This window comes from Streptomyces sp. NBC_00536 (assembly GCF_036346295.1).
GTDB lineage: Bacteria > Actinomycetota > Actinomycetes > Streptomycetales > Streptomycetaceae > Streptomyces.
Map to the genome: position 1 here is coordinate 7,835,757 of NZ_CP107819.1, position 20,224 is coordinate 7,855,980.

Below are 20,224 nucleotides of genomic sequence, written 5' to 3' on the forward strand. Positions count from 1 at the left end.
TTGCGGTTCAGCGCCTTGGCGCGGGCCTTGCGCGCGGCCTTGTGGGCGGCCCGGGAAGCGAAGTCCGGGGCGTCGTCGGTGTCGGGCATGGCAGCTGTCTTCCCCCGTGGTCACCGCAGCCCCCGCCGCGCATGGATTGTTCATACGAATATAGAACTTGTCTGCATGTCTACCTCACCCCGGACCCTCGGCGCGCGCCGTCTCACAGCGGGGACACAGGGAGAGCGGTTCCGGACGGGTTGTGCCGGGGGAATTCAGCGGGGTCGTCGGCTGTGCGAGGATTCCGCCGCCGGTTCGTGTGGATCGGTGACAAGGGGAACTATTGTGATACCAAAGACGTTCAGACCCGCCGCCGTCGGCGTCGTGGCTCTGGCCGCAGTCCTGTCGTACGCATTCCTGCCCTCCTCCTCCGCGAGCGAGGCTCCTCAGAAGCACACCGCGGACAGCGCGAGTCTGAAGACCTTCGCCCGCATAGCCGACGACGTGCTGTCCCAGCGCACCGAGGCCCTCGTCGAGGACCAGCCGGGGCACCACCCCGCCACCTCGGGCCAGAAGACGCGCATGTCGCCCCAGTTGCAGAAGGACGAGAAGGACGCGCTCTCGTCGCTGCGCTCCCGCAAGACCCGCCTGCAGGCGCTCGGCGAGGCCTACAGCGCCGCCGACACCAAGGTCGTCGTGGACAAGGCCACGGTCACCAAGGGCAAGGCGACCGTGCAGGTCACCGAGGACACCACCCTCACCTACAAGAAGGTCCACGGCGACGAGCCGACGACGACCGGCTTCAAGACGCGCTACGAGATGAACCTCGTCGGCAAGCCGGGCGGTGCCTGGGAGCTGACCTCGATCGCCTCCAAGGAGAACGGCCCGGTCGCGGTCAACGAGCCGACCCTCGCCAAGGCGGCCGTCGTCCAGGACGACGGCCAGACCTACCCCGACGGCACCCCGGCGTCCACCAAGTACCCCGCGCCGGCCAAGCCCAAGGCGAAGACCGGCGGCGCCTACGACTACGCCGCCATGGCGACGTACGCCGAGAAGTACTGGAAGAACTACAACCCGGCGTACCGGCAGTTCAACGGAGCCGGAGGGGACTGCACCAACTTCATCAGCCAGTCCCTGAAGGCGGGCGGCTGGAAGAACGCCCCCGGGTCCACCTCGGACTACCGCGACTGGTGGTACGACGGCTCACTCCAGACCGATTCCTGGGCGGGCGCCAACGAATGGGCCTGGTTCACGAACTCCAACAACCGGGCGCCGAACCTGGCGTACGTCTACCAGCTGGATGTCGGTGACATCCTGCAGATGGACTTCAACCGGGACGGTTCCAAGGACCACTCGATGATCGTGACGTACCGGAGCAGCGCGGGAACGCCCTACGTCACGTACCACTCGACGAACACCTACCGGAAGTCCGTCGCGAGCCTTATCGCCTCGTACCCCAACGCGGTGTACTTCGCCTACCGCACCTGACGGGTCCCGCTCCGGCGGACCGGCGGACCGGCGCGACGCCGGCCGGTCCGCCGGGGCGGGGACGGAAACACCTGGCGGTCGGTGCCCGGGGAGCGGTACGCTCACCGCGATGATCACCGAAACGACTCACAGATCGGGGGACCCGTCCGCGCAAGGTGAGTGCTGATGCCCACCGACACCGCGAACGGCGATTCCCGCCTCTCCCGCTGGCTCCGCGTACGTGCGTACGCCGTGCCGCCCTCCATGATCGAGACCGCCACCGCCCGCCGCCGCACCGGGGACTGGGCGGGGGCCTGCGCCGCCGCCAACACCGACGTCGACGCCGGTGTCCGGCCGCGCGCCGTGGCCCGCGTCCACGGCGCGGAACTCGCCGCCCGGCTACGGGCCGACCTCCGTCACCTCGCTCCCGACCTGCTGCGCTGGCACCTGCCGAGGGTCGCCCCCGACGGGCTGCTGCGCCCGGGCCTGACCGTGACCCTGGCCCGGTACGAGGCCACCGCGCGCGACGGCCCGTACCCGGTGCACCTGGTGGCCCGGACCGCGCCCGCCTGGGCCGACGGCGGTCAGCGGATCAGCCTCGCGCTGTGGGACGGCTCGCGCTCCCGGGCCGCCGGGACGCCTCCCCATCCGCACCCGCGGCCCCACCCGCGCTTCCGGCTCGACCTGCACCGGCACCTGTGGGACGCGCGCCGGACCGAGGAGTTCCGGATCCGCTCCGGGGCGGGTCTCCTGTCCGCCGATGGCCCTCCCGCCGAGCCGGATCCCGAGCTGCTCGGGTCCCTGCCCCCGGGGAAACCCTGGGCCGCCCACCGGTGGGCGGCCGAGGCCGCCATCCTGCTGCGCGCCGAGGGCCGGGCCAGCGGGCCGGTCACGGTCCGGCTGGGCTCCCGGGACCGGCTGGACCTGTACCCCGGCGACCCGGGCCGATCCCCTTACCGCTACCGGGAGTTGGCCAAGCCCGGGCCCGGCGGCGGACCGGCGGCGCCGGTCCTGCCCGATGCGGCGACCTGGGTGCCGCCCGACCTGGAGCTGCTCCGGGCCGGGCTGATCGGGGCCGACGGGCTGCACCCGCTGGTCGCCTCGGCGCTCGTACCGGGCCACGCGCCGCCCGCGGCGCCACCGGACCCGGTGGCTCCCGGAGCGCCGCGCCTGGTGGAGTGCCGCGGGTCCCTGCACCGGATCGGCCTGGTCGACGGGGTGCTGGCCGCCCTCGACCACGACCCGGCCGAGATCCGGCGGGAGGAACTGCTCGTCGCCCTGACCGGTACTCCGCTGCCCTGCCTGCGGGAGATCGACACGGCGCACCGGCGCCCGGACTGCCTCACCGGCGTCCGCGAACGCCTCGACCACGGGGACACCGCCGGTGCGCTCGGCGTGGTCGAGGGCCTGCTGGGGCCCGGGGCGCAGCTGCTCGACGGCCCGCTGCGGGACGCGCTCGAAGCGGCCGTGGACCGGCGGATCACCTACGGGCTGTTCACGGCGGGGCTGCTGGGACCCGGCCCCGGCCGGATCCGCCCGGGCGACCGCCGCCCGCGTGACGCCCGTACGCGTCCACGGCACGCCACCACTCGCTGAATCGCGGGGACCGCCGTCCCACCGGCCCCCAAAAAAACCTCAAAGGTGATGAAGAATGTCCGTTTCCACGCCCTTTGTTATGCCGTCCGCTCCGCAGCTCGACGTCGCCGGTGAGCTGCTGGCCCTGCTCCGCGACACGACCACCGAACCGCGTCCCGACATCCAGCTGGAGGCCCTCACCCTGGCCGTCGCCGCCGACCTGCCCGTCCTCCTGTGGGGCGAGCCGGGGATCGGCAAGACCGCTGCCCTGACCCAGCTCGCCGTGTCCCTGGACCTGCCCCTGACCACGGTGATCGCCAGCGTCCACGAACCGTCCGACTTCTCCGGCCTGCCCGTCATCGGGGACGACCCCGCGGAACAGGGAGTTCCGATGGCCCCGCCGGACTGGGCCGTGCGCCTGGTCCGCGCCGGGCGGGGGCTGCTCTTCCTGGACGAACTCTCCACCGCGCCACCCGCCGTGCAGGCCGCCCTGCTCCGGCTCGTACTGGAACGGCGGATCGGCGCGCTCCAACTGCCGCCCGGCGTCCGGATCGTCGCCGCCGCCAACCCGCGCTCCTCGGCGGCCGACGGCTGGGAGCTGAGCCCACCGCTCGCCAACCGGTTCGTCCACCTGCAATGGACCCACGACCACGAGGTCGTGGTCCGCGGCCTCGGCGGGACCTGGCCGCGCGCGACACTGCCCCGGCTCGACCCGGAACGGCTGCCGGGCGCCGTCGGCTTCGCCCGGCGCGCGGTCTGCGGACTCCTGGCCGCGCGCCCCGCGCTGGTGCACCGGCTGCCCGGCAACGAGGCGCGCCGGGGCGGCCCCTGGCCGTCACCGCGCAGCTGGGACATGGCCCTGACCCTGACCGCCTTCGCGACCGCGGCCGGATCCTCCCGGGAGGTGCTCTCCCTGCTGGTCCGGGGCACCGTGGGGGACGGCCCCGGACTGGAACTGCTCGCGAGCGTCGACCGGATGGACCTGCCGGACCCCGAGACCCTCCTCGCCGACCCGGCGGGCGCCACCCTCCCCGAACGCGGCGACCTGCGCCAGGCCGTCCTCGACGGTGTGGTGGCGGCGGTCCGCACGCGCCCCGAGAAGTCCCGCTGGGACGCTGCGTGGGAACTCCTGGTCAAGGCGCTGGACACCGGGGCCCCGGACCTCGTGGTCGTCCCCGCGACCGCCCTCGCCGCACTGCGCCGTGACGAGTGGGACGTACCGGCGTCCATCGAGCGGCTCGCCGGAGCGGTGTCCCTGTCCCGCAGGGCGGACCGGGCGACGGCCCGCGCCGCGGCCGCGACGCAGACCGGGCGGCCTTGATGGACGGCGCGGCGCCGGGGGCGCTGGATCTCGGCAAGCTCTACGCCGCCCGGCTGCACGCCACCCGGGTCCGGCCCTACCTCGCGACGGCGCTGTTCGCCCTGCACGTCGTGGAGTCACGGCGGGTGCCGACCATGGCCGTCGACCGGCACTGGCGGTGCTACGTATCGGCGGCGTTCGTGGACCGGACACCGGTGGAGGAACTCGCCGGGGTCTGGGTGCACGAGGTCTCGCACCTGCTGCGCGACCACCACGGGCGCAGCGACCGGGTCGCGCGCGAGCGCGGCCTGACCGGCCCGGGGGAGCGGCTGCGGATGAACATCGCCGCGGACTGCGAGATCAACGACGACGCGTTCGGGGACGGACTGGTCGAGCCCGAGGGCGCCGTCGTGCCCGGGACCCTGGGGCTGACGCCCGGGGAGCTGATGGAGGACTACCTGCGCGAGTTCCGGCTCGGCCCGCGGACGCAGGGCATCATCTGGCTCGACTGCGGCAGCGGCGCCGACGGTCTGGACCGCGCGTGGGACCTGGGACCTGACGGCGCGCACGGGCTCGCCGCCCACGAACGCGACGCGGTGCGCTTCCGGGTGGCGCAGGGCATCAACGCCCGCCCGGGCGACGCCCCGAAGGGCTGGCAGCGGTGGGCGGAGGAGGCGTTCCAACCGCCGCAGCCGTGGCGGGACCTGCTGGGGGCGGCGGTCCGCTCGGCCGCGTCCGGCTCCGGCGCGGGCGAGGACTACACCTACGGCCGCCCGTCGCGCCGCTCGGCCGGGCTGCCCGGGGTGGTGCTGCCGAGCCTGCGCCGCAAGCCGCCCCGGGTCTGCGTGATCATCGACACCTCCGGGTCGGTGAGCGACGCCGAACTGGGCAGCGCCCTCCACGAGGTCGCCGCGATCTCCCGCGCGGTGGGCGGCCGCCGCGACCTGATCACCGTGGTCGCCTGCGACGCCGCGGCCCAGAGCGCGCACTCGCTGTGCGCGGCCGGGGGAATCCCGCTGCTGGGCGGCGGGGGCACGGATCTGCGCACGGGCTTCGCCAAGGCCCTGCGCGCGGGAGCCCCGCCCGACGTCATCGTGGTCCTGACCGACGGGCAGACGCCCTGGCCGGACGCGCGGCCGCCGTGCCGGACGGTGGTGGGGCTCTTCCCCCGGCAGCGGTCCGGCGGATCGTGGGACGAGGATGATCCTGACTACGAGCCCGACACGCCGCCCGCGTGGGCGCGAGTGGTGACCATCGGGTCGGCCGCGTAGACGAGTCGGCCCCCCGTAAAGCGGGTGCCCGCACACCGGCCGCCACCCCATACTTTCGGCATTCGCATTCGGCATTCGGGGAACGGGGGAAGCCGCGTGGACGTGGGGGAGAACGAGCCGTACGAGCCGAACGGCACGTCCACGGACGAGCTGTTCGTGAGGGCCCTGGCCGAAGTCCGCGCGGACGCCGGCCCCGCCCCCGCACTGCTCGCGCTGCACGCCCGGCCGACCCGTGAGGTCTTCGGCCGGGCGGCGCGCCTGCTGGCCCACGACGAACCCGAGGAGCGCGAGCTGGGGGCGCAGATCCTGCGCGAGCTGGGCCCCCGAGACGACGACGGCCGACGGCCGTTCACCCGGGAGACCATCGCGGTCGTCCTGGCGGAGCTGCCCAGCGAACCGGACCCCGGGGTGCTGGGCTGGCTGATCTCGGTCCTCGGCTACCACATCGCCGAGGAGACCCTCGACCTCGTGCTCGGCCACCTCTCCCACCCCGCGCAGCCGGTCCGCTTCTCCGTCGCCGCCGCCCTTCCCCGCCTGGCCGATCCCGACCGTACGCAGGACCGGGTCGTCGACGCCCTGCTCCGGCTGTCCGAGGACGAGGATGCCGACGTCCGCTGGTACGCCGTGTACGCGCTGTTCCACGAGACGGCCGGGGTCGCCGACGCGGACCGGGTGGCCTGGGCCACGGACCTGACCACCCGGGGGGACCCGGAACGCCGCGACGCGCTGCGCCACCTCGGCACCACCCTCGACGACGACGCCGACCCCGCCCTGCGCGCGGCCCTCCAGGGAGGCGCCCCGGACCCGGCTAGCCGGCCTGCTTGACGCAGGTCGGGTCCGTCGCGGGCAGCCGGCCGCTGGCCAGGTAGGCGTTGACACCGTCGTCCACGCAGGTGTTGCCGTAGAGGCCGTAGACCGCGTGCCGGTTGGCGCCCTGGAGGGTGAGCAGCCGGGAGCCGGGCAGCTGTTCGTGCAGCTTGCGGCTGCTCTTGTACGTGGTGCGCGGGTCGCCCTCGGCGGCCACGATCAGCATCGGAGCGTCACTGCTCACCCGGGTGGGCTCCTCCCGCGGCCGGTCCCAGAAGGCGCACGGCCCGATGTTGTTGCTCATCGGCCCGAACAGCGGGTGCGTGGCGCGGCTGCGCTCGATGTCCCGCCAGTAGACCTCGGGGTCGCGCGGGGCGGTCCCGTCCGCGCAGATGATCGCGGCCTGGACGGCGCCCGACTGGGCGTGCTCACCGCGCAGCGCGAACCGGAGGGTCGCGGCGAACTGCGGTGACAGCCGGGTCGGTTCTCCCTTCGCCGCCTTGGCCAGCACGGACATCTGCTCGGCGAGCGCGGCCCGCGCGGGACCGGTGTCGTCCGCGTTTCCCATGAAGAGGAGGAACGGCACCTGGGTGTCGTCGAGCCGGAAGGCGTCGGGGGCGGCGCCGACGGTCAGCGGGCCGCGCGCGGCCGCCGCGATGACGGAGTCGACGGTGGCGAGCACCTCGGCCCGGGTGCGGCCCAGACCGTAGGCGTCGTCGCGGCCCGCCGCCCAGGCGGCCCAGTCGGAGAGGGCCCGCTCGTTCTCCGGCTCGGTGCCCTTCAGCAACCGGGGGACGAAGTCGCCGGGGGCGAGCGCTCCGTCGAGGACCACCCGGTCGTAGCGGCCCGGGAACATCTGGGTGTAGACCGTGCCCAGATAGGTGCCGTACGAGTAGCCGAGGTAGGAGATCTTCCGCTCGCCGAGCGCGCCGCGGATGACGTCCATGTCCCGGGCCGTGTTGCGGGTGCTGATGTACGGGAGCACCGCGGCGTTGGTGGCGCGGCACTTGTCGGCGAGGCTCTTCTGCAGGGTGACCTGGCGGTCGAAGCCCGCCCGGCCGGCGCCCGAGGAGAACCAGGAACTGCCCACGGGCCAGCCGCAGTCCAGCGGGGTGCTGCGGCCGACGAAGCGCGGGTCGAAGCCGATGATGTCGTAGCGGGCGCCGACCTCCTTCATCGACTTGCGGACGTCCGGCGGCGATTCCACGGCCGTGCCGCCGGGCCCACCGTTGTTGAGGAGGATCGAGCCGATGCGGTGGCGGGTGTCGGTCGCCTTGAGCCGGGACAGCGCGACGGTGATCGTCCGGCCGTGGGGATCGGCGTAGTCCAGGGGTACGGTCGCCTCCGCGCACCGCACCCCGGCCTGGTCGAGGTCGCGGCCCACCGTGTCGTCGGGGCCCTTGGCGCAGCCGCCCCAGTCCAGGCGCTGCTGGTGGAACCGGTCGAGCCCGGTTCCGGGGACGGTCCCGGCGGGCGCCCCGGCCGCCGGGACCGCCGGGGCCGCCGAGGCCAGGGTGGGGCAGGCCGTCAGCGCGGCGGCGAGGGCGAGGCCGGCGGCCGAGACGCGGAGCGTGGACGGGCTGGGCATGGTCATGAGCCCTCCTGGGGCGGGGTGCGGTCGGTGGTGCAGAAGGCGCTGTCCACGACGGCGCGGTAGTCGGCTTCGGCCGGATCGCCGTCCGGCACCTTCGTGAGGGCGAGGGCGATGCTCCGGCCGCCCGGGCCGGTCGCGCCCAGCGCGCGGTGGCCGCCGGGCACCGTCCCGCCGTGCCCCCACCACATCCCGCCGCACGACAGCGGCGAGGCGATCAGCCCGAGCCCGTACCGGGCCCCCGGCCAGAGGCGTTCGGGGTCGGCGGGGACGGTGCGGCGCATCTCGGCGAGCCAGCGCGCGGGCATCAACTCGCCCCCGAACAGGGCGCGGAAGAACCGGTTCACATCGGCGGGCGTGGAGATCAGCGCGCCGCCCGCGCCGCCGAAGGTGGTGTTCCACTCGGTTCCGTCGGCCAGCGGGCCGGGGCCGGTGGGGAAGTAACTGTGCGAGTGCGGGCCCCGGATGTCCGTGCTGTCGCCCGGCCAGTAGGTGTCGCGCAGGCCGAGGGGCGCCAGGATCCGGCGGTTCACCTCCGCCTCGACCCCGTGTCCCGTGACCTTCTCGACGATGAGACCGGCGATGAGGTAGTTCGTGGTCGCGTAGTGCCAGGTCTTGTCCGGGTGCGGCATCCGGAGCGCGGTCGCGATCAGCTCGCGGGGCTCGAAGTGGCGCAGCCGCCAGTCGTCGACCGGTGTGACGGCGATGGCCTCGACGTAATCGGGAAGGCCGCTGGTGTGCTGGAGCAGCTGGCGCACGGTGATGGAGCCGCCGTCGTAGCCGTTGCCCCGGATCAGCCCGGGCAGGTACCGCTCGACCGGGACGTCCAGCCCGATCCGGCCCTCCGCGGCGAGCTGCACGACGACGGTGGCGGTGAAGGTCTTGGTGACGCTGCCGATCCGCAGCCGGTCCCCGGCGTTCATCGGGCGGCCGGTGGCCAGGTCCGCGACGCCGCGGGCCGCGGTCCAGCGGCCGCAGGCCGGGTCGCTCCCCTCGGCCGCCGCACCCGGGATGCCGTGCCGGGTGACCAGGCCGTCCAGCCCGGCGGCGACCGCCGCCCGCGCCCCGCCGCAACCGGCCGACGCGGGCCCGCCGTTCGCCGCCCGGGGGGCGGCCGACGCGTGCGCCGCGGGGGCGGCGAGCGTCAGTAAGGCCGAGGCGACGGCCAACGCCGCGACGGACCGCCCGGGCCGGCACCCGCCAAAACCGGTTTTCTTCGCTTTGTTCCGTACATATCTCATGGTGTCAGACGCTATGAGTACGGCCGTCTTTACTCACGGTGGCTGTCCCCCCGATGCGTGGTGGGGTCAACTCCACCACCAGGGCCTTGTCATGACCGGGGAGGGTCCCGGGATTGGATACGCTCTCGGTTGACTTCGCGGCCTCGGCAGGGGCTGAACCGCCGCAGGCAAGGGATGGTTGATCATGAGCAGTGCGCCTTCGGCAGAGTTCTTCCAACCGCTCAAGGCGGACGACCCGGCCGTCGTGGGCGGCTACCGCCTCGCGGCCGTCCTGGGCGCGGGCGGCATGGGCAAGGTGTACCTCTCGTACACACCGGGCGGCCGCCCCATCGCCCTCAAGGTGATCCGCTCCGAGTTCAGCGAGGACCCCGAGTTCCGGCGGCGCTTCCAGCAGGAAGTGCGCTCCGCGGAGCGGGTGCAGGGCCTGTACACGGCCCCCGTCATCGATTCGGACACCGAGGGCGCGCAGCCCTGGCTGGCGACGGCCTACGTGCCCGGCCCCTCGCTCGCCCACGCCGTCGCCCTGCACGGAGCCCTGCCGCTGCGCAGCGTGCTGCTGCTGACGGTCGGGGTCGCGGAGGCCCTCCACGTCATCCACGGCGCGGGCATCGTCCACCGCGACCTCAAGCCCGCGAACGTGCTCCTCGCCGCCGACGGCCCCCGCGTGATCGACTTCGGCATCGCCCGCGCCGCCGACAGCACCTCCCTGACCAGCACCGGAGTCAGCGTCGGCACCCCCGCGTACATGGCGCCCGAGCAGGCGTCGGCCGGTACGATCACCCCCGCAACCGACGTCTTCGCCCTCGGCCAGCTGGTGGCCTTCGCCGCGATCGGCGCACCCGCCTTCGGTGACGGTCCCTCACACGCGGTGCTCTACCGCATCGTCCACGAGGACCCCGACCTCAGCGGCCTGCCCGACGAGCTGCGGCCGCTGGTGACGCGGTGCCTCAGTCGCGACCCGGCCGCGCGCCCCGCGCTGACCGAGATCATCGAGCTGTGCCAGCAGATCTCGCCGCAGCCGCTGCGCCAGGGGGAGGACTGGCTGCCCCGGACGGTCGCCGGTTCGATCACCGAGCGGCTGAAGCTCCCCGCCCCCGCGCCCACTCCGCCCCCGCAGCAGCCGGCCACCGCGCCGACGCCGACGCCGCTGCCCACGCCGACCGAGTACTCCCCGCAGACTCCGCCGCCGGGCGGCGCGCACCCGTACGCACCGCCCGCGCACACGCCGCCCGCACACGCGGTGGCCGCCGCCCCGACGCAGGCGGCACCGGGTGTCCAGGCCGCACCCGCCGCCCCGGGGCTCCCGCCCGGTTACCGGCCGCCGCCCGGTTACCAGACCCCGCAGCCCGGCCACCACCCGCAGCCGTACAACCCGCAGGCCCACAACCCGGGTTACCCCACCGGGCCGCACACCTACCCCGGTGCCTACCCGCCGCCGGCGCGGCGCCCCCGGCGGACCGGGCTGATCGTCGCCGGGTCCGTCGCGGCCGCGGTCGTCGGGCTCGGGATCATCGGCTACCTGCTCCCGGACACCACCGGGAAGGGCGGCGACGCCAAGGCGGGCAACGGCCCGGGCGCGAGCGCGGGCGGCTCCTCGGCCTCGCCCAAGAAGCGGGCCGACCCGCAGCCCGCCGCGTACGAGGGCGTCGACGTGACGGGGAACTACGCGCTGATGCTCGCCGACAACCCGCCGCGCCCGGCCGAGGACCACGGCGGTGGCGTGATGTACGGCAAGGGCGACCTCTACTACTACAGCGACACCCTGTTCGGGGAGGACAAGCTCGGCAGCGCGAACGGGAAGCTGGTCCTGCTGAACAACACGCAGCAGGGTTCGCTGGAGACCTGCCGCGCCGAGACCCGCTACACCGAGAAGATCGGGCTCGACCAGCTCACCAAGGGATCGCAGATCTGTGTGCTGAGCAAGGCGGGGCACATCGCGGTGGCGACCTACCGTGGCAAGTCGGGACCGGACGACCCGAGCAAGTACATCACCGTGGACCTGACGGTCTGGCGCAACGCCGACGACCCGAAGGACCGCTGAGCGGCCGGGCCGGGGGCGTCCCCCCCGGCCCCTCGACCACCGCTTCAGCTCAGCCCCTTCAGCTCAGCCCCTTCAGCTCCGCCCGGCGAGGACCGGCGCGGCCGACGCCACACGTTCCAGGCGCTCCAGCCGTTCGCGGGTCTCCGGGTCCAGCGGCGTGTAGGTGATGAGCCGCGATCCGGCCGCCGGTCCGAGCCACAGGTTCGTGTGTTCCAGGTGGAGCAGCCCCACCAGCGGATTGCGGAGGTACTTCGACCGGCCGCCCTGGCCGACCACCTCGTGCCGCGCCCACACCTCGCGGAATTCCGGTGACGCCGCCTCCAGCCGCGCGAGCAGCGTCTTCCAGGCGGGCTCGGCCAGGTGCTCCGCCATGGAGGCCCGGAACTTGGCCGCCATCACCCGGTTCACCTCCGCGCGGTCGACGACCGTCGCCCGCCACTCCTCGTTGGTGAAGGCCAGCCACATGCAGTTGCGGTCCTCGGGCCGCACCCGGTCCATGTCGCACAGCAGCCGCCCGTACGTCGCGTTGTACGCCAGGATGTCGTACCGGCTGTTCTGCACCACCGCGGGCACCGGCCCCAGCTGGTCGAGCAGCGCCCGCAGGGCGGGGGTGACGGTCGGGCACGGCGCGTGCGGAGTCGGATCGGGGCTCCCGGCCAGCGCGAACAGGTGCGTCCGCTCGCTCGCGTCCAGGAGCAGCGCCCGCGCCAGGGAGTCCAGCACCTGCTGGGAGACCTGGATCTCGCGGGCCTGCTCCAGCCAGGTGTACCAGGTGACGCCCACGGCGGAGAGCTGGGCGACCTCCTCGCGGCGCAGCCCGGGCGTGCGACGGCGGCGGCCGCGCGGCAGCCCGACCTGCTCCGGGGTGATGCGCTCCCGGCGGCTGCGCAGGAATTCGGCCAGTTCGTGCCGGCGTACGTCCGTATCGGGGGCCACAGTGGTCATGGTCCCAGGGTGCCGCACCGCTCATCCGGTTGCCAGGTGCTCCTGGTACCAGGATAAAGAGACTCTGGTACCAGGCTCACGACCGGAGGATCGTCTCCTGCGTGAGCGACACAACGGTACGTACGACGACCCACCCCTCCCCCCGCGCCACCGCGCCGGACCCCTCCGGCTCCCCGGGCGCCCCGGGCCCCGCGGCCATGAGCCCGCTCGGGCTGTTCACGGTGCTGCTGGGCGCCGCCCTGCCACTGATCGACTTCTTCATCGTCAATGTGGCGCTGCCCGCCATCGACACCGACCTCGCGGCCGGTCCCGCCATGCTGGAGCTGGTCGTCGGCGGTTACGGCGTCGCCTACGCCGTCCTCCTCGTCCTCGGCGGCCGCCTCGGCGACACGGCCGGGCGGCGCAGGCTCTTCCTCATCGGCATGGCCGCCTTCGGCCTCACCTCGCTCGCCTGCGGACTGGCGCCCACTGCCTGGACCCTGGTCGGCGCGCGGGTCGCCCAGGGAGCCGCGGCCGCGATGATGCTGCCGCAGGTGCTCGCCACCATCCAGGCCACCACCCAGGGACCGCGCCGCGCCCGCGCGATGAGCCTCTACGGGGCCACCGCCGGGCTGTCCATGGTCGCGGGGCAGATCCTGGGCGGCGTCCTGGTCGCCGCCGACGTGGCGGGCTCCGGCTGGCGGTCGGTGTTCCTGGTGAACGTGCCGGTCGTGCTCCTCGGACTGGTCCTCGCGGTCCGCGCGGTACCGGAGACCCGCTCCGAGCGCCCCGCCTCCGTCGACGTGCGCGGCACCCTGCTGCTCGCGCTCTCGCTGGTGTCCCTGCTGCTGCCGCTGACCGAGGGCCGCGCGACCGGCTGGCCGCTGTGGACGTGGGTCTCCCTGGCGGTCTTCCCGTTCGCGGCCACCGCCTTCTACCGCACCGAGCGCCGCCTGGACCGGCTCGGCCGGACCCCGCTGGTGCCGCCGAGCCTGCTGCGCCTCGACTCGCTGCGGCGGGGGCTGGTGATGGTCGTGCCGTTCTCGATCGGATTCAGCGGCTTCATGTTCGTCGTCGCCGTGGCCCTCCAGCAGGGCTTGCGGATGGGACCGGTGGCGGCCGGACTCGCCCTGGTGCCGATGGCGGTGTCCTTCTTCGCGGCCTCGCTCGCCGGACCCCGCCTGGTCAGCCGCTTCGGCACCCGCGTCGTCACCGCGGGCGGCGTGTTCCAGGCCGTCGGCATGGGGCTGCTGCTCCTGGCGGTGCTGCGGGACTGGCCGGACCTCGGCCTCGCCGGGATCGCCCCCGGCGTCGCCGTCGCGGGCCTCGGCCAGGGCCTCCAGCTGCCCGTCCTGATGCGGCTGATGCTCTCCGACGTACCGGCCGACCGGGCCGGTGTGGGCGGCGGGGTCATGGTCACCACCCAGCAGTCGGCGCTCGCCCTGGGCGTCGCGACCCTGGGCAGCCTCTTCCTCGCCCTGACCCCGTCCCTGGGGATGCGCGACGCCTTCGCCGTCACCCTCGCCGTACAGCTGGGGATGGTCGCGCTGACGTGCCTGCTGAGCCTGCGCCTGCCGCGCGTCATGCGCTGAACCCCGCCCCGGCCCCGGCCCCTGCCTGGCCGGGGGCGGCGCCCGGACGGAGGATGGGGACTGTGATGACGGTCCTGGTGGTGGGCGTACCGGAGGGCGCGGAACTGGAGCGGCTGCGGTCGCGGATCCAGAGCAACCCGCACTTCCAGGTCATCTCCCACGCCCACGCCCCCGCCGTCGCCCTCGCCCACGCCCGGGTCCTGCTCCCCGACATCACCGTGCTCGCCGTACCCGCCGGCCTCGAAGCCGATCCCGGGGCCCTGGACGTCTTCCACGGGGTCCGCGCCCTGGACCCGCCGAGCGGAGTGGTCCTGCGTACGTCGCCGGGCGCATCGGCCGGCGGGACGCTGGCGGCCCTCGCCGTGGACGGCGCCGTGCACGTGGTCCGGGAGGGGGACACCGACGGGCTGATGCGCGCCCTGCGGACCATCGGCCTGCGCCGGGCCAGCTGCGACCCGGACGAGATGCCCTGAGGCCAGGGCCGCGGGGGCCCCGGCCGGCTCAGCCCGCCTTCGTGCCCTGCGACTGCGACTGCGACTGCGACTGCGACTGCGACTTCGACCGCGACCGGCTGAAGCGGCGTACGAGCGGGTTCTCGACCCAGGCGAAGAGCCCCCAGGACATCAGCACGGTGACCACGCCCACGCCCGCCAGCATCGCGAGGGTGACCGGAAGGGAGTACATCGCGTCCGCGCCGAGCGCCCAGCGCAGCGAACACATCGTGATGTAGTGCAGCAGGTAGAAGGCGAAGGAGATCTCGCCCAGCCACACCATCGTGCGGTTGCGGAACAGGCTGGTGCGGCCCTCGACGTCCGCGAGCGCGGTGGCCGCGATCAGCAGCACGATCGGCAGGATCATCACGGCGCGCTGCCCGTACAGGTACGGCACGTGGAAGGTCAGCCAGTACCCGGCCGCCAGCAGCAGGCTCGACCAGATCATGCCGATGTTGCGCCAGCGCCCGTGCTTCACGGCGAGCGCCACCAGGATGCCGAGCGCGAAGTCGACCATCCGGACCGGGGGCAGCACGTAACTGAACCAGTACTGGGAGACCGAGCTGTCGTGACCGCTGGGGATCCGCGGGTCACTCGGGAACAGGGCGTAGGCGAGCGCGGGGGTGGCCACCACCGCGGCGATCGCACCGGTGATCCAGTACTTGAGGTGGCCGGGATCGATGCGGCGGAAGGCCTTGAGCAGCATCGGGAAGCAGAGGTAGAAGACGGCCTCCACCGCGAGCGACCAACTCGGGGCGTCCACACTGAAGTTGGTCATGTACTCGGGCCACCACACCTGCACCATGAACAGGTTGGCGACCGCGACGCCCGCGGAGGTGTAGTACAGGGCGAACAGCGACAGGGCCAGCGCCCAGGTGACCACGTAGGTCGGATAGATCTTGACGAATCTGCGCCGCCAGAACGCCGTCGTGGTGTCCCGGTCCCGGGCCGACCAGGTCAGGACGAACCCGCTGAGCACGAAGAAGAACGAGACGCCGAGGCCGCCCGCCTGCGCGAACCAGTGGGCCAGCCGGTTCTCGGTGCCGTCGTCGCCCAGCAGCCGCAGCGGGGGTATGGGGAGGAAGGCGTGGTGGGCGAACACGGCCAGCGCGGCCGGGAACCGCAGGCCGGTGAGGGAGTCCAGCCGGGGAGTCCGGGGGCGCTGCGGCGCGGCGGCGGCCGGGGCGGTGACGCGGGCGGGAGCGGTGCCCGCGGGGGCCGGTGCGGTGCTCCCGCGGGGTGGCGCCGCGCTCGTGCGGGCCGGCGCAGAACCGGGCAGTACGTGGTCAGTGGCCATGGGGCTTCCGTTCTGGGATGTGGTCCTGCGGTGCATCCGGCGTGGTGCGGCCTGGGACGGCCCAGCCCTGGTCGGCAGGTACAGCGCCTTTGTACCGTCGGCCGCTCGTGGACCGCTCAAGAAGTCCGGCGTGGCCGGTTCCGCCGGTTGACCGCGCGCGGGGCGGTCCCGCCACATCCGCCAACAGCCCTTGACCTCAAGCAAAGTCGAGGTCCTACGGTCTCGGACATGACCACTCACGAGGCAGCACAGACCGTCATCCCCGAGCGCTACCGCACCGCCGTGGTGCCGCACATCATGGTGTCCGACGCGGCCGCGGCGCTCTCCTTCTACGGACGGGCCTTCGGCGCGGTCGAGGAGTTCCGCCTCGACCGCCCCGACGGCGGGGTCCTGCACGCTGAGATCCGGATCGCCGGGGCCGTGCTGATGCTCGGCGACACCTCCGAAGGACCGTTCGTCGCGCCGGACGGCCTGGGCGGCACCACGGTCGCGCTGCACGTCTTCGTCCCGGACGTGGACGCGCTCACCGCGGCGGCCGTCGCGGCGGGCGCCGAGCTGGTGCGGGAGCCCGAGGACCAGTTCCACGGAGACCGGAACGCCATTCTCCGCGACCCGTTCGGGCACCTGTGGGTCTTCCTGACCCATCTGGAGGACCTGCCCGAAGGGGAGTTGGAGCGCCGCTTCGCCGACGGCGCGCACTGAGGGCGCGCGCCGACGGGCCGCCCGCCCGCGCCGGGGAGATCAGCCGGACGACGCGCTCCCGCCCTCCCCGGCGGGCGCGGGCACGAACACCTTCGGCTCGCCGGTCAGGCAGGCGTGGCACAGACAGCGCTCGGGGTGCTCGGAGCCGCGCCACCCCTCGGCCCGGTACTCGCGCGCCCACTCCTCCAGGGCCTTGGCGACCTGGGCCGCCCGCTCCTGGTCCCACGGCGGGCGGCGCCTCGACCCGTGGAAGCGTTCCAGCACCCGGGGCGTGTGCACGTACCGCGGGCGGAAGCTGTGCAGGTTCCGGGTCGCCATGTCGATGACGATCCACCGGCCGGTGTTCCGCTCCCGTCCGATGACGGTGCTCTGCTCGCTGCCCGGACCCCAGTGCGAGTCCATGACGTACACCTTCGCCCCGCCCCGGAAGGACTTCGTCCCGCGCCGCAACTGCTGCCCGCCCGCCCCGTACCGCCGCCACCACACGACGTTCGCCGCCACGAGCCACACCGGCTCCGGCTGTCCGCCGGACGCCCCGGCCTCTTCCGCTTCCCCGGCTTCCCCGGCTTCCCCGGTCTCTTCGGTCTCTTCGGATTCCGTAGTTTCCCCGCTCACCGCGCGTCCCCCTCCACGTGAATGAAGCACCCCCCCGCGGCCCTGCCACGGGCCCGCGTACGGTAGCCGCCGCGCGCGACCCGGCGCGAGCCGTTATCGGGACGCGCGGCCCAGGGGGAGGAGGTACTGGAGGGGCCGGTCCAGGCCGTCCAGGGCGAACAGCTCGTGCGCCAGGTCGTCGCGGAAACCGCCCAGCGGGGTCGTCACCAGCCCCAGCGCCGATGCCGTCAGCAGCAGGGACTGTGCCAGGTGACCGGCCTCTAGCAGCCCCATCCGCAGCGCCCGCAGACCGTACCGCTGCCGGAGCCGGCCCAGGTCCACGTACAGGCCGAGGACCGCGGGGGAGTCGTCCACGACCACCGTGCGCGGGTCGTCGGGCGGCGCGGACGTGTAAGCCGACAGCGCCTTGATCTCGTCGAGGGAGGGTACGTCCGCCACGCGCCGCAGCGCACGCCGCTCGGGCACGCAGTGGTAGGTGCCCGGAGCCAGCCCGTCCACCCGGAGGGCGAAGAGCCGCAGTCCGGCCGTGTACAGGGCCCCCGCGCTCGGATAGGGGCGGTGCGGGACGGGCGGCTCCGAGCCCGTCGTGTGGCTGACCGCGTGGGCACCCCACAGCAGCGTGCCGAGCCCGGCCGCCGTCAGCGGCCCGGTCAGCCTCCCCCGGACGGTGCGCCGCCCGGTGACGGCGGCCCGTAGGGCGATGTCCGGCAGCGGCCCGGCGGGCAGCGCCACTTCGGGCCCGGCGGGCAGTTCCTCCGGGGGCGCGTGGCGGGGAACGATCTCGTGCTCCCGGCCGATCCGGAACGCGCTCCGCTCCAGGTACTGACGGTCGGCGGCCAGATGCCCCTCGGGGAAGTACGAGCCCGGCTGCCCGGAATCGAGGAGGGCGTGGGCGGCGAGCAGGCACACGGCCCGGGCCTCGTCGGGCGCCGCGCCGAGCCGGTCGAACAGCCGGTGCAGCCGGGCCGCCCACACCCGCTCCCGCGCCCGGGCATCGCCGTCGGCGCCGCCGCCGATGCCCGGACCGGCCTCCCGGACGGTGGCCTCCTGGATGGCTGCCTCCTGGACGGCCGTCTCCCGGATGTCCGTCTCCCGTACCGCCGCCGCCCAGCGCGCCACCGGACCCGCGGCGGCGCCGCGCCCCAGGTCCTCGCGCAGGGCCGCGGCCCGCCGGGCCAGGCTCTCGCGCTGCGCCGCGTGGACCGCGTTCACCCGCGCGTGCACCACCGCTCCGGGCAGCCGGGCCACCTCTCCGGACGCGTCGCCCGCCGCGTGCCCGCGCAGCCAGCGCGCGCTCTCGAAGCGGTCCATCCCCAGGGCCCAGGCCGTCGCGTGCGTCAGATCGGCCGCCGCGGCCAGCCGCCCGCTGCCGCGCTCCGTCGCGGAGACCACCTCGACCGCGATCCGGGAGGCGCACACGGCGATCCCGTCCGGTTCGGCCACGGAGTCCTCGGTGACCTCCGAGGCCTCGGGGACGTCCTGGACGTCCGTGCCCGGTAACACCCACTTCGATCGCTTCAGCTCCGCCACCGCGCCCCGTTCCGCGGCGTGCACCCGTACTCGTAGGTGCGGGCCGCCGCCGCCCGCGTACCGGCGTGTGAACGACCAGGCCGAGGCCCCGCCCGTACGGACGAGGCCGTCCAGCAGTGGCGCGACCTCCTCCACGAGGAAGGCGTCGGCCGCCCCCGGCTCGGTCCGCAGGACGAAGTGCAGGCTCAGCCAGGGGTGTTCGGGACCGGATGTGGACGGCACGGAGGATCTCCTCGGCGGCGAGCGGGCGAACAGTGGTCAGGGCGCAGGTGCAGGTTCTCGTGGCGCGGTGGAGCGGCGGTCCTGCCGAGCCGGTACGAGCCCTCAGTGGTCGGGGCGACCGGTTTTCCGCGGCCGGATTCAGGCCAGTACAGTACGTGGATGGTGAACCTAAGGGAGCAGATCCTCGTCGATCTCGGGGTCAAGGCGAACGTCGTGCCCAAAGTCGAAATCCGGCAGCGGGTCGACTTCCTCAAGGACTATCTGAGGTCGACCCCGGCCCAGGGCTTCGTCCTCGGGATCAGCGGCGGCCAGGACAGTACGCTCGCCGGCCGGCTGTGCCAGCTGGCCGCCGAGGAGCTGCGCGCCGAGGGGCACGAGGCGACCTTCGTCGCCGTGCGGCTGCCCTACGGGGTCCAGGCCGACGAGCACGACGCGCAGATCGCGCTGGGCTTCATCCGGCCGGACCGGTCGATCGCGGTGAACGTCAAGCCGAGCACGGACGCCGTGGCCGCCGAGGCGGCACTCGGCCTGCGCGAGCTGCTGGGCGAGGAGCCCACCCTGCGGGACTTCGTGCGCGGCAACATCAAGGCCCGCGAACGGATGGTGATCCAGTACGGGATCGCCGGACAGCTCGGCATGCTCGTCGTCGGCACCGACCACGCGGCGGAGGCGGTCACCGGCTTCTTCACCAAGTTCGGCGACGGCGGTGTCGACGTGACCCCGCTCACCGGTCTGACCAAGCGTCAGGGGGCGGCCCTGCTCCAGGAGTTGGGCGCACCCCCGAGTGCCTGGGAGAAGGTGCCGACCGCCGACCTGGAGGACGACCGGCCCGCGCTGCCCGACGAGGTGGCACTCGGCCTCACGTACGCGCAGATCGACGACTACCTGGAGGGCTGCGAGGTCGCGCCGGGGGTTGCGGCGAAGCTGGAGTCGATCTTCCTCGCGACCCGGCACAAGCGGACCGTCCCGGTCACTCCGCTCGATGACTGGTGGCGGAACTGACCGACCGGTAGCCGCAGCCGCGCACCCCGCCCCTCACCGGACTCCGCTAGCGGGTGGCGAGCCGCTCCAGCAGGGCGGCGCTGCGCGCCAGCAACGCCCGTTCCTCATCCGTGAGTTCGGCCTCGATGGCCTGGGCGAGCCAGCCGACCCGGCGGCCGCGCTCCGCTTCGAGCGCGGCCCGGCCGTCGTCCGTGAGCTCGACCAGCGACTTGCGGCCGTCCGTGGGGTGCGCCCGGCGCGTGATCAGGTTCTGTTCCATGAGCAGCCCCACCGCCCGGGCCATCGACTGCGGGCGTACGCGCTGATCGGTGGCGAGATCGCTGGTGGTCATGGCGCCGTCGCGGTCGAGCACACCGAGCACGGCGACCTGGCCCAGCGGGATGCGGTCCTCGTGGGTGACGCGTCGGGTGAGCTTCCCCATCGCGGTGCGCAGTTCGGCGGCGATGGCGGCGGCGGCTTCCGAGGTGGGCATACGGCACTTTACCCCGTTGTGCAGCATTGCTGTGCACCTGACCAGTACAGCAATGCTGTACAGCAGAACTGAACAGCATTGCTGTAAGGTTTGGTCTCGTCGGGC

17 protein-coding genes are annotated in these 20,224 nt (G+C 73.8%); 10 read left to right on the top strand and 7 right to left on the bottom strand.

Annotated features, from left to right (window positions below):
• Window positions 1-363 precede the first annotated feature (363 nt).
• From OHS33_RS33580 to OHS33_RS33600, 5 genes are all read left to right on the top strand, one after another.
• The gene (locus OHS33_RS33580) at window positions 364-1,467 is read left to right on the top strand and encodes an amidase domain-containing protein (RefSeq protein ID WP_330334187.1); all 1,104 of its coding nucleotides are present in this window, start codon (window positions 364-366) and stop codon (window positions 1,465-1,467) included.
• 165 nt (window positions 1,468-1,632) lie between these two features.
• The gene (locus tag OHS33_RS33585; RefSeq protein ID WP_330334188.1) at window positions 1,633-3,042 is read left to right on the top strand and encodes a hypothetical protein; all 1,410 of its coding nucleotides are present in this window, start codon (window positions 1,633-1,635) and stop codon (window positions 3,040-3,042) included.
• Between the two features lie 55 nt (window positions 3,043-3,097).
• The gene (locus OHS33_RS33590; protein WP_330334189.1) at window positions 3,098-4,342 is read left to right on the top strand and encodes an AAA family ATPase; all 1,245 of its coding nucleotides are present in this window, start codon (window positions 3,098-3,100) and stop codon (window positions 4,340-4,342) included.
• Entirely contained in the window at window positions 4,342-5,592 is a 1,251-nt protein-coding gene (locus OHS33_RS33595; RefSeq protein ID WP_330334190.1) for a vWA domain-containing protein, read from the top strand. The genes OHS33_RS33590 and OHS33_RS33595 overlap by 1 nt, the downstream gene beginning before the upstream one ends.
• Before the next feature lie 96 nt (window positions 5,593-5,688).
• The gene (locus OHS33_RS33600; protein ID WP_330334191.1) at window positions 5,689-6,417 is read left to right on the top strand and encodes a HEAT repeat domain-containing protein; all 729 of its coding nucleotides are present in this window, start codon (window positions 5,689-5,691) and stop codon (window positions 6,415-6,417) included.
• On the opposite strand, the gene OHS33_RS33605 is transcribed toward OHS33_RS33600, so the two are convergent.
• Window positions 6,401-7,993 carry an alpha/beta hydrolase gene (locus OHS33_RS33605; RefSeq protein ID WP_330334192.1) on the bottom strand — a complete coding sequence of 531 codons (1,593 nt, stop codon included), beginning with the start codon at window positions 7,991-7,993 and terminating at the stop codon, window positions 6,401-6,403. The genes OHS33_RS33600 and OHS33_RS33605 overlap by 17 nt on opposite strands.
• Complete coding sequence (locus OHS33_RS33610) at window positions 7,990-9,159, bottom strand: serine hydrolase domain-containing protein (RefSeq protein WP_443065381.1); 1,170 nt, start codon at window positions 9,157-9,159, stop codon at window positions 7,990-7,992. The genes OHS33_RS33605 and OHS33_RS33610 overlap by 4 nt, the downstream gene beginning before the upstream one ends.
• A gap of 256 nt (window positions 9,160-9,415) precedes the next feature.
• On the opposite strand from OHS33_RS33610, the gene OHS33_RS33615 reads away from it, so the two are divergent.
• Window positions 9,416-11,272 (top strand): serine/threonine-protein kinase, encoded by a 1,857-nt coding sequence (locus OHS33_RS33615; RefSeq protein WP_330334193.1) that lies wholly within the window; start codon window positions 9,416-9,418, stop codon window positions 11,270-11,272.
• A 72-nt stretch (window positions 11,273-11,344) separates the two neighbouring features.
• Here the strand turns inward: OHS33_RS33615 and OHS33_RS33620 are convergent, their stop codons facing one another.
• A complete protein-coding gene (locus OHS33_RS33620; protein WP_330334194.1) occupies window positions 11,345-12,217 on the bottom strand; it encodes a helix-turn-helix transcriptional regulator in 873 nt (290 codons plus the stop codon).
• A 101-nt stretch (window positions 12,218-12,318) separates the two neighbouring features.
• On the opposite strand from OHS33_RS33620, the gene OHS33_RS33625 reads away from it, so the two are divergent.
• A complete protein-coding gene (locus OHS33_RS33625) occupies window positions 12,319-13,788 on the top strand; it encodes an MFS transporter (protein WP_443065382.1) in 1,470 nt (489 codons plus the stop codon).
• A 65-nt stretch (window positions 13,789-13,853) separates the two neighbouring features.
• Window positions 13,854-14,261 (top strand): hypothetical protein, encoded by a 408-nt coding sequence (locus OHS33_RS33630; RefSeq protein ID WP_330334195.1) that lies wholly within the window; start codon window positions 13,854-13,856, stop codon window positions 14,259-14,261.
• Window positions 14,262-14,289: 28 nt separating this feature from the next.
• Here the strand turns inward: OHS33_RS33630 and OHS33_RS33635 are convergent, their stop codons facing one another.
• Window positions 14,290-15,576 carry an acyltransferase family protein gene (locus OHS33_RS33635; protein ID WP_330334196.1) on the bottom strand — a complete coding sequence of 429 codons (1,287 nt, stop codon included), beginning with the start codon at window positions 15,574-15,576 and terminating at the stop codon, window positions 14,290-14,292.
• A 228-nt stretch (window positions 15,577-15,804) separates the two neighbouring features.
• Between OHS33_RS33635 and OHS33_RS33640 the strand changes: the two genes are divergently transcribed.
• The gene (locus OHS33_RS33640; RefSeq protein ID WP_330334197.1) at window positions 15,805-16,278 is read left to right on the top strand and encodes a VOC family protein; all 474 of its coding nucleotides are present in this window, start codon (window positions 15,805-15,807) and stop codon (window positions 16,276-16,278) included.
• A gap of 39 nt (window positions 16,279-16,317) precedes the next feature.
• On the opposite strand, the gene OHS33_RS33645 is transcribed toward OHS33_RS33640, so the two are convergent.
• A complete protein-coding gene (locus OHS33_RS33645; protein ID WP_330334198.1) occupies window positions 16,318-16,893 on the bottom strand; it encodes a hypothetical protein in 576 nt (191 codons plus the stop codon).
• Window positions 16,894-16,986: 93 nt separating this feature from the next.
• Window positions 16,987-18,645 carry a lantibiotic dehydratase C-terminal domain-containing protein gene (locus OHS33_RS33650; RefSeq protein ID WP_330334199.1) on the bottom strand — a complete coding sequence of 553 codons (1,659 nt, stop codon included), beginning with the start codon at window positions 18,643-18,645 and terminating at the stop codon, window positions 16,987-16,989.
• Between the two features lie 159 nt (window positions 18,646-18,804).
• On the opposite strand from OHS33_RS33650, the gene nadE reads away from it, so the two are divergent.
• The gene (gene nadE, locus OHS33_RS33655; protein ID WP_330334200.1) at window positions 18,805-19,647 is read left to right on the top strand and encodes an ammonia-dependent NAD(+) synthetase; all 843 of its coding nucleotides are present in this window, start codon (window positions 18,805-18,807) and stop codon (window positions 19,645-19,647) included.
• A 46-nt stretch (window positions 19,648-19,693) separates the two neighbouring features.
• Here the strand turns inward: nadE and OHS33_RS33660 are convergent, their stop codons facing one another.
• Window positions 19,694-20,119 (bottom strand): MarR family winged helix-turn-helix transcriptional regulator, encoded by a 426-nt coding sequence (locus tag OHS33_RS33660; protein WP_330334201.1) that lies wholly within the window; start codon window positions 20,117-20,119, stop codon window positions 19,694-19,696.
• Window positions 20,120-20,224: the final 105 nt, after the last annotated feature.